The sequence below is a fragment of the Vreelandella sp. EE27 genome (assembly GCF_968206495.1).
In genome coordinates this window covers 2393601-2406449 of the sequence record NZ_OZ309109.1, presented here as the reverse complement: position 1 = coordinate 2406449, position 12849 = coordinate 2393601, and the positions used below count along the sequence as shown (strand labels likewise).

Here is a 12849-nt window from a genome sequence, read left to right as displayed (position 1 = left end):
CTACTGCGTATTTAGAAGGGAAAAACGAGTGGAGTAAGAGTCAGCACTGCGGCTGAATAGGTCAGGCTAACGGGCAAGCCTATCCTGAGAAAATCCGCAATTTGATAGCGCCCGGGTGAATAAACCATCAAGTGGGTTTGGTAGCCGAACGGAATCAGAAAACAGGCGCTGGCACCATAGGCCACCGCGAGTACGAAGGGCATGGGGTCGACACCAAATGCCTGGGCCGTGCTCCAGGCAATGGGAAAGGCCAGCGCCGCGGCCGCATTATTGGTGACTGTTTCGGTCAACAACAGCGTTAATATATAGCACCCTATAAAGGCGGCATAAACGCCATGACCACTGGAAAGAAACTGCATGCCACTGGCCAGCATGGCGGCAGCACCCGTGCGTTCCATGGCCTGGGCGAGTGCCAGCGCCGACCCTATGATGAGCCATAGCTCGAAAGGAAAGCGTCGGCGCAGTTCTGCCAGGCTAACCACCTTTAGAATTAACAGCCCGCCCAGTAAAACGAGTAGACCCTCGAATAGACTCAAAATATTTGCCGTGGCCAGGGCAATAACGCTGGCAAACCCGCCCAGGGTAATGATGCTTTCCCGGTGGCTAAGCTGTGGGCGCTTGAAACTGCCGCTGAGCAGATGAAAATTGCGGTCCAGGTTACGCCGTTGACGAAAGTCTGCGCTTACTGCCAGTAGCAGGCAATCGCCCGTGCGCAGTATTATCTTGCCAAGCTGGCCTTCAAGGCGTTTGTCACCACGGCGAATACCCACCACGCCGGCACTAAACATGCTACGGAAATCGACATCCTGAAGTGTCTTGCCGGAAAGCTCGGATTCATGCGTAATGACCACTTCGACCAAATTGGTAGCCAGTAAGCTGTCCGCTTGATGACCAAATAGCTTGAGCCCCTGAAAGCGCTGAAGCGCCTGCACTTTGCTTACCTCTCCCGTGAATACCAGCGTATCCCCGGCTTGTAGGTACTCATCCGGGGCTACCGGGCTAAGCAGTCGGCCCTGTCGCTCTATCTCTAGCAGGTAGAGCCCATCCAGGCTGCGTAGGCCGTTCTCTTCGATACTTTTGCCGATCATCGATGAACTGGCTTCGACATCGGCAGCCAAAAAGTAGGAAAGCTTCTCCTTGGTGTCCTCCAAGTGGTGGTGGGGCAGCGAATTGGCGCGCCACAGCAGCACCCCAAAGGTCAGCAACGCCACCGGTACACCCACCAGGCTGAATTGGAACATGCCCAGCTCACTACCACTGGCGCTCAAATTGAAGGAGTTGACCACCAGATTGGTGGAGGTGCCCACCAGCGTTGTGATACCACCCAGTATCGAGGCGTAAGAGAGAGGGATGAGTAGGCGTGAGGGCGCAATGGCCTGTTGCCGCGAGATAGCTCCTAAAAAAGCGGCCACGATTGCGGTGTTGTTCAAAAAAGCCGAAAGGGTGGCCGTACTTGCCATGAGTTTGGCGGTTGCAAAGCGGGGGTTGCCTTTCAATAAATAGCGAGACAGCCAATCGAGCAGCGGGGAGCGCTCGAGCGCCAGAGATACCAGCAGGAGCAAAAGTAGCGTAGCCAGCGCCGGGTTGGTGTACTGGGCAAGAAGAGTGCTGGTGTCTATGAAGCCAGCCAATAAATAAAGGCACGCTAAAACGACAAAGGCGATAGCCGGTCTGACTTTGCCACTGACGAGCAAGGCTAGCAAAGCCACGACGGATAAGAGAACTGCCCATGGTGCCATACTGGGTTCCTTTGAACATTGAATACTTGCCTACTTGCTGGATTTTACGCGGCCTTTTATGATGGTGTCTAATGCTTGTTATATTGGGAATTTTAAATTTATTTTTATCTTTATAAAACAACGGCTTATAAGGGATTCTGGCCATTAAACATTTTTCGCCTGAAGTTTTGAATGAGCGACGCAAACAGGCTGTAAAGCTGCGTTTGGATGGCTTTACGGTGGCGGTGGCTAGCCAGCGTACGGGGCTTTCCGGGCCGACAGTCTCGGCTGCATGGAAAGCGTTTCGCGAAGGCGGTTGGCCTGCAGTGTCGGTAAAGCCTCGCGGTCGTTCGAAAGGCCAGGCGAATGTACTTGGTAACACCGCTCAGCAAGTGTTGTGGGAACTTCTCTATTCACCTCCCTCTTTAAATGCCCTTGGCTGGAATAGCATGAGTTTGTCTAATGAGCTTTGTGAGCGGGTTGATTTAGACATTTCTCAGCGGACGATAGAACACTGGTGGGAGGCTCAAGGTCTTAAACATGAGCCTTGGGGGCTGGAGCGTTTTGCGAAAAAGCGGACCCAGCAAGGCCGTTGGTATCGTCAGTCGGTAGCGCCCGCTTTGGCACAGCTCGACGCTAAAGAGTCGCGCTGGCAAGGCGGAGTACGCAGGGTCGATCACCCAAATATGTCTATCTATCAGGTTTATTTACATGGGGTGCGTGGCCGTTTGTGGATGCGATGCTTTACACGTCCTCCCACGGCCGAGGATTACCTAGCGGTAATGCGGTCACTTGCCTTTAGAGCACCAACCGTTTTGGTATTTCACGGTGCCTGGCTTTCGGCCAGTCCGGAAGTGATGACTTGGTTGGCGCAACAAACGCAGTTCTGGTTAGTGCCAGTCCCTGTCGATATGAGCTTGACAGCCTAGCACCATGAACAGTTTTTTAACCTAACGTTGGGACAGATGATGACGTCACTCACCCATTTACAGCGGCTGGAAGCTGAAAGCATACAAATTATGCGAGAAGTCGTCGCCGAAACCGAAAACCCGGTGATGCTCTACTCCATAGGCAAGGATTCCGCCGTTATGCTTCACCTGGCGCGCAAGGCGTTTGCCCCAGCGCCGCCGCCGTTTCCACTCCTTCATGTCGATACCCGTTGGAAGTTCCGCGCGATGTACGACTTTCGCAATAAAATGGCGGAAGAAACCGGCATGGAGCTCATCGTGCATATCAACCCGGAAGGGGTAGAAAAAGATATCAACCCTTTTACCCATGGTTCGGCGATTCATACCGATGTGATGAAGACCGAAGGCCTCAAGCAAGCCATGGATAAGCACGGGTTCGATGCGGCGTTTGGTGGTGCTCGTCGTGATGAAGAGAAGTCACGTGCTAAGGAGCGGATATTCTCTTTCCGTACAGCCCAGCACCGATGGGACCCCAAAAACCAGCGCCCAGAGCTCTGGAAGCTGTTCAATACGCGTAAACACACTAAAGAGTCGATTCGTGTATTCCCGCTTTCCAACTGGACAGAGCTAGATATCTGGCAATATATCCATTTACAAAATATTCCCATCGTTCCCCTCTACTACTCGGCTGAGCGGCCAGTAGTAGAGCGCGACGGCGCTTTGATTATGGTAGATGACGAGCGTATGCCATTGGAGCCCGGCGAAGTGCCCATGATGCGTAAGGTTCGCTTTCGTACGCTGGGTTGTTATCCGCTTACCGGTGCTGTGGAGTCCGAGGCCGATACGCTGCCCGCGATTATTCAAGAGATGCTGCTCACCAATACGTCTGAGCGCCAGGGGCGTGTAATCGATCACGATAGTGCGGCATCCATGGAGAAGAAAAAGCAAGAGGGGTACTTCTAATGTCGCACTCATCAGACCTGATAGCCGAAGATATTGAGGGCTACTTAAAAGCGCATGAGCACAAGGGCCTGCTGCGGTTTATCACTTGCGGCAGCGTCGATGACGGGAAAAGCACGCTGATTGGCCGTTTGCTGTTCGAATCCAAGCTGCTTTTTGAAGATCAGCTCGCATCCATCGAAGCCGACTCGAAAAAGTATGGCACTCAAGGTGGCGATATCGACTTTGCGCTACTGGTAGATGGCCTAGCCGCCGAGCGCGAACAGGGCATTACGATCGATGTGGCTTATCGGTTCTTCTCTACCAATAAGCGTAAGTTCATCGTGGCGGACACGCCGGGGCACGAGCAGTACACGCGTAACATGGTGACGGGTGCCTCTAACGCGGACGCCGCCATTTTGATGGTCGATGCCCGCCACGGTATTCTCACCCAGACCCGCCGGCACAGCTTTTTGATGTCGATCATGGGGATGCGCCATGTGATCGTCGCCATCAACAAGATGGACCTGGTGGACTACTCTCAAGAACGCTTTGACGAAATCGTGGAAGAGTACCGTGCGTTCGCCAAGCAGTTGGGGTTGGAGAACATAACCTTCATTCCCATGTCGGCGCTAAAGGGTGACAACGTTACCGAGCACAGCGCTAAAATGCCTTGGTACCACGGTACGACCCTGATGGGCTATCTGGAAACCGTCGAAGTGGATGATGAGCGCCTGCAGCGCTCTCCGTTTCGGATGCCTGTTCAGTGGGTGAATCGTCCCAATCTGGATTTCCGCGGTTTTGCCGGGATGATTTCCAGCGGGAAGGTTCGTCCGGGGGACGAAATCCGTGTTCAGCCCTCTGGTAAGAGCAGTACTGTCGCGCGTATTTACACCTTCGATGGTGACCTGGACGAAGCGGTAGCAGGCCAATCCATCACGCTGCTGCTCGACGATGAAATCGATATCTCAAGGGGCGATATCATATCCGGCGTTGACAACCCGGCGCATACCGCCGACCAGTTCGAAACGACGCTGGTATGGATGGATGAGTCGCAGCTTCTGTCGGGGCGTCCGTATTTGATGAAGCTGGGAACGCAAACGGTTTCGGCAACCGTGACCAGCATCAAGTACCAGGTCAACGTCAACACGCTTGAGCACACAGCGGGCAAACAGCTGGATCTGAACGGTATTGGTGTTTGTACGATTAGTTTGAACCGGGCCGTCGCCTTCGATGCGTATAAGGATAACCAGGATACCGGTGGTTTTATTCTTATCGACCGTATGACCAACAATACGGTTGGCGCGGGCATGCTCCATTTTGCGCTACGGCGTAGTCAGAATATTCACATGCAGCATGTGGATATCGACAAGAAGGCGCGCGCCTTGGCCAAAGCGCAAAAACCTGCGGTACTTTGGTTTACCGGTCTCTCTGGCGCAGGTAAATCGACGATTGCCAACCTGGTCGAGAAAAAACTGTTTGCCAATGGCCAGCATACCTACCTGCTGGATGGCGATAACGTTCGTCACGGTTTGAACCGTGACCTCGGCTTCACCGACGCCGACCGGGTGGAGAACGTACGCCGCGTGGCCGAAACCGCTAAGCTCATGGTCGATGCTGGCCTGATCGTGATGTCTGCTTTTATCTCGCCGTTTCGTAGCGAGCGCCAACTGGCCCGTGACTTGCTGGAAGAGAACGAGTTCGTCGAAATCTTTGTCGATGCACCGCTGGACGTTGTTGAAGCTAGGGATCCAAAAGGGCTCTATAAAAAGGCCCGTCGTGGAGAGCTCAAGAACTTTACCGGCATTGATTCGGCTTATGAAGCCCCCGAATCGCCGGACATTCACTTGGCAACTTCCGAAATGAGCGCCGCAGAAGCCGCCGATGCGGTGATCGAGGCGTTGCGCTCTCGTGGGTTTATTAATTAAGCCCGGATTTTAACGAGCTGATTCAAACCACCCTGGGGTGATGTTTCATTGCAGGGTGGCTTTTTTTGATACAGGACTTGCTACATGATCGATCAAGCGTTGCTGGACGCGGTAGAGCAGATTGCTCGCGAGGCTAACAAGGCTATTATGCAAGTATATAGTCGCGAGTTCAGTGTGGAGGAAAAAGCAGATAAAAGCCCCCTGACAGAGGCCGATCAAGCGGCTCATCTGGTTATTATGAAGGGCCTTCAAGCGTTGCCTATTCAGTTACCGATTCTTTCGGAAGAGGATGCCGAAGGTTTTTCGGGCCTGGACGAACACGGCCGGTATTGGCTGGTGGACCCCTTGGATGGCACCAAAGAGTTTATCAAGCGTAACGACGAATTTACCGTCAATATCGCTTTGATCGAACAGGGCACACCCATCCTTGGCGTAGTCACAGCGCCTGCGCTGGATGTGGCCTACGTGGCCGCGAAAGGCCTGGGGGCGTTTAAAATCGAAGCGAATGGCGAGCGCCATACGCTCAGTGTGGCCGGTATGCCCGAGCCTCAAGAAGCCTGGCGTGTTGTCGGCAGTCGCTCTCATCCAAGCCCGGACCTGGCGGCTTGGCTGGAAAAATTGGGGGCCCACGATATGGTGCCGATGGGAAGTTCGCTAAAGCTTTGTGCTATCGCTGAAGGCAAGGCCGATGTTTACCCCCGTTTAGGACCAACGTGCCTGTGGGATACCGGCGCGGCTGACGCTATCGTTCGCCAAGCGGGTGGCCGCGTGGAGACACTGGAGGGTGTGCCGCTTAGTTACGCTAACCCCAGCGAGAAGCTCAACCCATATTTTGTTGTATGGGGAAATTAAGTTCGGGCAACAAGAGGACTTTAGCATCGACCCGCGAAAGACAGCGCCAAGCGCTGCTGATTGATTCGATGGCACCACCATTGCAGGCACCTCGCAAGCTCTTTACCTTTCTCTACTGGGCGAATGGCGTTCGTAGCGCTGACCATTTGCTGAACACCCATCTAAAGGAGCCTTTGTGAGCGGCCAGCATTGGACGGTATTGAGCGATGGAGCGCGGCCGACGGAGGATATTTATTTACTCGCCTCGGCGGCGGTGCTGCTTGAAGCGCAGGGGCATCGCGTTCAGCGGGTGCTCGCTTCGCGTACCTCCGTATCGGCCTGGTGGCGGCAATGGCGCTTTCGTGAGCATTTGCGTGACCACCACCTGGTGATTTGCCGCTCACTATCACCGAGCTGGCTTGCGTGGCTGGAGCGCCACCGTGATCGGTTCGGCTCGATCATTTACCTTATTGACGACGACCTGCCAGCTGCTGCACGCGACACGGCGCTGCCCAGCGCATACCGCGAACGCATGGCGCGCATTGCCGCGCTTCAGCCCCGACTGTTTGCGCTGTCCGATACCGTTGTGGCCTGCAGCGAACAGCTGGCCCAGCGGCTACGCGCTTTTCACGCAAACGTTCGGGTACTCACACCGGCTTTGCTGGCGCCGCTGCCTTCTCGCCATCATTTCGAGGCCGGCCCGAGTAGTGAAAGCCCGTGGCAGTTGGGCTTTCACGGCACCCGCGCCCACCTGCCGGATCTTGAACATATCACCCCGGCGCTCAGCGCTATACAAACCCATCGCGATGACACCCGCCTGGAAATCATGCTGGGCGAATACACGCCCCCCGCACTGGCAACGCTTCCCCGGGTAGACACACCCACACCGCTTGGCTGGCAGGCATTTCAGGCCTACCAGCGCCGCCAGCGCATACACATCGGGCTGGCGCCGCTATGGGATACCCCCTTCAACGGGGGTAAATCCTTCATCAAGTTTCTGGATATCGCCGCCATGGGCGCAGTAGGCGTGTACTCCAACCGCTACCCCTACACCGAGGTCGTACGCCACGGCGAAAACGGCCTGTTGGCAAACGACGACCCCAAGCAGTGGCAAGCCGCCATCACCCAACTGCTGGAAAACCCCCAAGCCACCGCCCAAATGGCCGCCCAGGCCGCCCAGGACGCCCAACGCATCGGCAACCCGGAACATACCGCCGATTTTTGGATGAATGTATAGCCAACCCCGGATTGCCACCGGCTTTTGTAGGAGCCCGATTCATTGGTGGTCCGACACCTCGGCGATGGAAGGCGCCAGCCTTCCCTGGGCCACGGTGCCCGCATAAAGAGATCGCTGGCTAAAGCCTGCTCCTACGGTGCGGGTGGCGAACCCGGATCACCGGCGGGTTTCGTAGGAGCCCAATTCCATTGGGCGATGGAAGGCGCCAGCCTTCCTCTGGCCGCGGTGCCACCTTAAAGAGATCGCTGGCTAAAGCCTGCTCCTACGAGTTAGGTGGCGCACTCAGACTGCCGCCGGCTTTTGTAGGAGCCCAATTCATTGGGCGATGGAAGGCGCCAGCCTTCCTTGGGCCACGGTGCACCCATAAACAGATCGCTGACGAGGACCTACGCGTAAGCGCTTAGAGTTTTGCGGGAGGTTTGTAGTAGTATCTTCTCCATGGGATCGTCACTATTTTTTGCAAAGGAGGTGCATGTGGAAGCCCTTTTAAACGCGTTTTATGAACAAACCCCCAACGCCGAGTCAGCCGCCGAGCGCGTGGCGTTTGGTACCTCGGGCCACCGTGGCCGCGCCACGGATCGCACCTTCAACGCTGCGCATATTTGGGCGATTACCCAGGCCGTCGTGGACTACCGGGTGGACGCGGGCTACCAGGGGCCGCTGTTTTTAGGGTTGGATACCCACGCGCTTTCGCGCCCGGCCTGGGAGTGCGTGCTTCAGGTGTTGGCGGCGAATAACGTGACGGTGAATATCGAAAAGGACCGCGGCTATACCGCCACGCCCCTGGTCAGCCACGCCATTCTTCAACACAACGCCAACAAAAATGCGCTCCGGGCAGATGGCCTGATCATCACGCCGTCCCACAACCCGCCGGAAGATGGCGGCATCAAGTACAACCCCTACCACGGTGGCCCGGCGGATACCGAGGCGACCGGCTGGATCGAAGCGCGCGCCAACGACTACCTCACCCGTATCGATGATGTCCCCAGGGTTGCGCTCGAGCAGGCGCTGGAACATGCCACGGAGTTCGACTTCACTAGCCTTTATGTCGAAAACCTGCCCCAGGTCGTGGATATCGAGGCGATCGAAAGGGCGGGGCTGACCCTGGGCGCCGACCCCATGGGTGGTACCGCCTTGCCGGTATGGCAGGCTATTTTGATGCGCTACGCGGTCAATGTCGAAGTGGTCAACACCACCGTCGACCCCGCCTTCGGCTTCATGCCGCCGGACCACGACGGCAAAACCCGCATGGATTGTTCCAGCCCCGCGGCCATGGCCAACCTGCTGGACATCAAAGACCGCTTCGATATCGCCTTCGGCAACGACCCGGACGCCGACCGCCACGGTATCGTGGATGCGGGCGGGTTGATGAACCCCAACCACTTTTTGGCGGTGTGCGTGGATTATCTGCTGAGCTACCGCCCCCAGTGGCCAAGCAGCGGGGCGGGCGCACTCAAGATCGGCAAGACCCTGGTATCGTCCTCGATGATCGACCGCGTCGTGGCCTCCCACGGGCGTGAGCTTTATGAAGTGCCGGTGGGCTTTAAGTGGTTCGTAGAAGGGCTGCACGAGGGGTATTTGGGCTTTGGCGGTGAAGAGAGCGCCGGGGCAAGCTTGCTCACCCGCGATGGCAACGCCTGGTCCACGGACAAGGACGGCATTGCGCTGTGCCTGCTGGCGGCCGAGATCATGGCGGTCACCGGCAAAACACCCAGCGCGTACTACCAGGAACTCACCGAGCGTTTGGGCACGCCCAGCTACAAGCGGGTCGATACCGCCTGTCGCCCGGAGGAAAAAGCCGCATTTAAAAAGCTGAGCGCCGACAGCGTTACCGTGGATACCCTGGCCGGTGACGCCATTACGGCGGTACTCGTTAACGCGCCGGGCAACGGTGCCAGTATTGGCGGCATCAAGGTCGTGACCGAAAACGGCTGGTTCGCCGCCCGGCCCAGCGGTACCGAGTCGCTTTACAAGGTCTACGCCGAAAGCTTCAAGGGCCCCGAACATCTGGATGAGCTGATTCGTAGCGCCCAGCAGCTTCTGGCCGGGGTGCTGGCGCAATGAGCCGTTAGCGGTCAGCCCAGGCGGTAAATAGTCTCTCCAACGTTGTAAAATTGCCAATATGGCTTACGCTGTTGGCAACTTACACGCTGTATCATTGACTGTGGCGTTGTGTGCCAGAATGGCGCTTATAAAGCGCGTTTAGGGGCTTATCGACACATAACGCGTTTTAACGTGGGCGGGTACGGAAAAATTTCGAGCTGCCTCGACGCTCTAGTACGCTTAGGGCTTTGTAATATATAGCGCTGGCAGCTCGATCAAACAAAGTGGCTTGAAAGTTGCTGGTAACAAGATGAATGAATCATCTTCGAAAGACTCAAGGACGACACAATGAATGTATCCACGCTCTCGACGGCTCCGCGTGTCTACACGCCGCTCAATGCCTTGAAAACGCATGCCGAGCAGATTCAGACGAAATCCCTCACCGATTTACTCGCCGGCGACAGCGATGTTGCCCTGCGTCGTAGCAAAGCCCTGCAGTTTTCGCTGGGGTCGCTCCATGTCGATTTCAGCAAGCAGCGTGTTAGCGAACAAACGCTTGCCCTGTTGATGGACTGGGTGCGCAGCTGCCGACTGGAAGAAAAGCGCCAGGCCCTGTTTGCGGGCAGTCATGTCAACGTTTCTGAGGGGCGCCCGGCGCTGCACATGGCGGCGCGCTGGCCAGGTAATGAGGACGCCCCGGAGGGCATGGAGGAGGCGGTCGCGTTTTGTCAGGCCCAGCGGCAAAAGCTCTCGGATATGGTCGAGCGGTTGCACGCGCGTCAATGGTTTGGCGCCACGGGGCAGTCGGTGACCGATGTGGTGCATATTGGTGTGGGCGGCTCCGATTTGGGGCCAAAGCTCATTAGCGAGACCCTGGGGGCCTGCCCCAGCGAGCAGCACATCGGTGTACACTACGTTTCCAGCATGGATGGTAGCCAGCTTCTGCCGTTAATGGAGCGCCTTAACCCGGAAACCACGCTGCTGGTGTTGGCTTCCAAATCCTTCACCACCGCCGATACCCGCTTCAATGTGAATACCGCTTTGAGCTGGCTTAGCGAGGCGCTCGAGATCGACGTGGCAACGCTTTGCCGCTTTCAGCTGGTGGGTGTGTCGACCCGCGCGGATAAAATGAGCGAGTTTGGTATTCCCGAGGCGCATCAGCTTCACTTCAAGGAGTGGATCGGCGGGCGTTTTTCGCTCTGGTCCCCCATCGGGGTTAGCGTGGCCATGCAGCTGGGAATGGCGTCTTTCGACCGGTTGCTGGAAGGGGCCCATGCGGTGGATCAGCATTTCCTCGCCACGCCATTGGAGGAGAACGTGCCGGTTGTAATGGCCGCGATAGGTGCGTGGAACTCGCAGTTTCTCGATATTCCGACCCACGCCGTGCTCCCCTACGATGCCCGTATGGCCAGCGTGCCCGCTTACCTGCAGCAGTTGGAGATGGAGTCCAACGGTAAAAGCGTCGGGCTTGACCGAAAGCTGGTGGCGCACCCCACGTGTCCGATCATTTGGGGCGATGTAGGGCCCAATGCGCAGCACGCGTTTTACCAGTTGCTGCACCAGGGAAGCCATACGGTGAGCGCCGATTTTATCGCTGTCGCGACCCGTGAATGTAACGCCACGGGGGCACTGGCCGATGCCCTGCGAGCTCAGGAACATCTGACGCTCGCCAACTGTTTGGCGCAGTCTCAACTGTTTGCGCTGGGGGATGACGCCATTCCGGTGGTTTCTCGCGGGCAAATGGCCATGGGGTATCGCGGTAATCAGCCCAATAGCGTTATTTTAATGCAGTCTTTGAACGCCTGGAGCATCGGCGCCTTGATCGCGCTTTACGAACACAAGGTATATGTCCAGTCGGTACTGTGGAACGTCAACCCGTTCGACCAGCCCGGTGTGGAGCTTGGCAAGAAGCTGGCCGAAAGCTTTTATCAGGCCCTTGAAGAGCAGCCGGTCGATACGCCCACCGTGTTTGACCCCAGTACGCGGGCATTACTTGAAAAAATACAGGCGTGGCGGCAGTGATCGCGCTTGAACCTACGAAACGCTGTAACGAAAAGGATGATTAGATGACTCAGGTCCGTAAAGCCATTATTCCTGTCGCGGGATTTGGGACGCGCCTTCTGCCGATCAGCAAGGCGATTCCCAAGGAGATGGTGCCGGTGGTCGACCGCCCGTTGATCCAGCACGTGGTCGAAGAGGCGCTGGCCGCGGGCATCAATGAAATTATCCTGGTCACCCGTACGGGGAAGTCCGCCATTGAAGACCACTTCGATGCGCACTATGAGCTCGAAGACTCGCTGGCCAAAAAAGGCAAGGATGCGCTGCTGGAAACGCTTTCGGCGATCGCGCCGCCCAAATTGAAAGTTACCAGCGTGCGCCAGGCCAATGCCAAGGGCTTGGGCCACGCCATTCACTGCGCGGCCCACTTGCTGGACGACAACGAGCCCTTCGCCGTGATTTTGCCGGATGTACTGGTCAAGCCCCAGGTCGGTAGTGATACCTGCGACCTGGGCCGCATGGTAGAGCGTTGGAATGCCCACCAGGCGTCGCAAATCATGGTGGAAGCAGTGCCTCAGGAAGAGGTGTACCGCTACGGTATCGTCGACTGCGACGAGCCAAACGCCGGGGAAAGCGCCGATATGCGCGGCGTAGTCGAAAAGCCCAAGCCGGAAGAGGCCCCGTCGCGGCTGTCGGTCATTGGCCGGTATGTGCTGCCGTATCGCATCATGGAGCTTCTCGAAGACCAGGCGCCGGGCGCCGGCGACGAAATCCAGCTCACCGATGCCATCGACCGTCTCATGAAGGAAGGCCAAACCGTACAGGCGTTCCGCATGCACGGGCGCACCTTCGACTGCGGCCACATCGAAGGCTGGCTACAAGCCAACAACACCCTGGCCCGCGAAGCCGGGTTCGATATTTAATCGCCGCTGGCCAGTGTTCGCTCATAAAAAAGGCTCCCCTGGGAGCCTTTTTTGTCTGGTTTAGCGTTGTCAGAAAGATGACAGGTTTTCCAGACAGTCGTGGCGCCCCAAACAGATCGCTGGCTAAAGCCTGCTCCTACAAGGGCACTGACCTGACTCGATTCGCCTATCTCGATTCGGGCTCGTTCCTACTGTAGGAGCCCAATTCATTGGGCGATGGAAGGCGCCAGCCTTCCTTGGGCCACGGTGCCACCTTAAAGAGATCGCTGGCTAAAGCCTGCTCCTACAAGGGCACTGGCCTGTCTCGATTCCCCTATCTCGATT

General features: G+C 56.8%; 9 protein-coding genes. 8 read left to right on the top strand and 1 reads right to left on the bottom strand.

The window, feature by feature from the left end:
- Nucleotides 1-11: 11 nt before the first annotated feature.
- A complete protein-coding gene (locus ACWHVV_RS11470; protein WP_447926356.1) occupies nt 12-1739 on the bottom strand; it encodes an SLC13 family permease in 1728 nt (575 codons plus the stop codon).
- 167 nt (nt 1740-1906) lie between these two features.
- On the opposite strand from ACWHVV_RS11470, the gene ACWHVV_RS11465 reads away from it, so the two are divergent.
- The 8 genes from ACWHVV_RS11465 to ACWHVV_RS11430 all read left to right on the top strand — a co-directional run bounded on the left by ACWHVV_RS11465 (nt 1907) and on the right by ACWHVV_RS11430 (nt 12525).
- A complete protein-coding gene (locus ACWHVV_RS11465; RefSeq protein WP_447926355.1) occupies nt 1907-2647 on the top strand; it encodes a helix-turn-helix domain-containing protein in 741 nt (246 codons plus the stop codon).
- Between the two features lie 39 nt (nt 2648-2686).
- Nucleotides 2687-3589, top strand: a complete 903-nt coding sequence (gene cysD, locus ACWHVV_RS11460; protein ID WP_447929143.1) for a sulfate adenylyltransferase subunit CysD — start codon at nt 2687-2689, stop codon at nt 3587-3589.
- Entirely contained in the window at nt 3589-5493 is a 1905-nt protein-coding gene (cysN, locus tag ACWHVV_RS11455) for a sulfate adenylyltransferase subunit CysN (protein WP_447926354.1), read from the top strand. Before cysD ends, cysN begins: the two co-directional genes overlap by 1 nt.
- A gap of 84 nt (nt 5494-5577) precedes the next feature.
- Nucleotides 5578-6345, top strand: coding sequence for a 3'(2'),5'-bisphosphate nucleotidase CysQ (gene cysQ, locus ACWHVV_RS11450; RefSeq protein ID WP_447926353.1), 768 nt, complete (start codon nt 5578-5580; stop codon nt 6343-6345).
- Nucleotides 6346-6520: 175 nt separating this feature from the next.
- On the top strand, nt 6521-7561 hold the full coding sequence (locus ACWHVV_RS11445) for a glycosyltransferase family 1 protein (RefSeq protein ID WP_447926352.1): 1041 nt from the start codon (nt 6521-6523) through the stop codon (nt 7559-7561).
- Nucleotides 7562-7999: 438 nt separating this feature from the next.
- Entirely contained in the window at nt 8000-9625 is a 1626-nt protein-coding gene (gene pgm, locus ACWHVV_RS11440) for a phosphoglucomutase (alpha-D-glucose-1,6-bisphosphate-dependent) (protein WP_447926351.1), read from the top strand.
- A 327-nt stretch (nt 9626-9952) separates the two neighbouring features.
- Nucleotides 9953-11626: a glucose-6-phosphate isomerase gene (pgi, locus tag ACWHVV_RS11435; RefSeq protein ID WP_447926350.1), complete on the top strand. Its 1674-nt coding sequence runs from the start codon at nt 9953-9955 to the stop codon at nt 11624-11626.
- A gap of 44 nt (nt 11627-11670) precedes the next feature.
- Nucleotides 11671-12525 (top strand): UTP--glucose-1-phosphate uridylyltransferase, encoded by an 855-nt coding sequence (locus tag ACWHVV_RS11430; RefSeq protein WP_447926349.1) that lies wholly within the window; start codon nt 11671-11673, stop codon nt 12523-12525.
- The last annotated feature ends 324 nt before the right edge of the window (nt 12526-12849 follow it).

What these genes read in the sequence shown, in the direction of transcription:
- ACWHVV_RS11470 (WP_447926356.1), bottom strand. Translation starts at nt 1,739, where the DNA reads ATGGCACCATGGGCAGTTCTCTTATCCGTCGTGGCTTTGCTAGCCTTG.
- cysD (WP_447929143.1), top strand. Translation starts at nt 2,687, where the DNA reads ATGACGTCACTCACCCATTTACAGCGGCTGGAAGCTGAAAGCATACAA.
- cysN (WP_447926354.1), top strand. Translation starts at nt 3,589, where the DNA reads ATGTCGCACTCATCAGACCTGATAGCCGAAGATATTGAGGGCTACTTA.
- cysQ (WP_447926353.1), top strand. Translation starts at nt 5,578, where the DNA reads ATGATCGATCAAGCGTTGCTGGACGCGGTAGAGCAGATTGCTCGCGAG.
- pgm (WP_447926351.1), top strand. Translation starts at nt 8,000, where the DNA reads ATGGGATCGTCACTATTTTTTGCAAAGGAGGTGCATGTGGAAGCCCTT.
- pgi (WP_447926350.1), top strand. Translation starts at nt 9,953, where the DNA reads ATGAATGTATCCACGCTCTCGACGGCTCCGCGTGTCTACACGCCGCTC.
- ACWHVV_RS11430 (WP_447926349.1), top strand. Translation starts at nt 11,671, where the DNA reads ATGACTCAGGTCCGTAAAGCCATTATTCCTGTCGCGGGATTTGGGACG.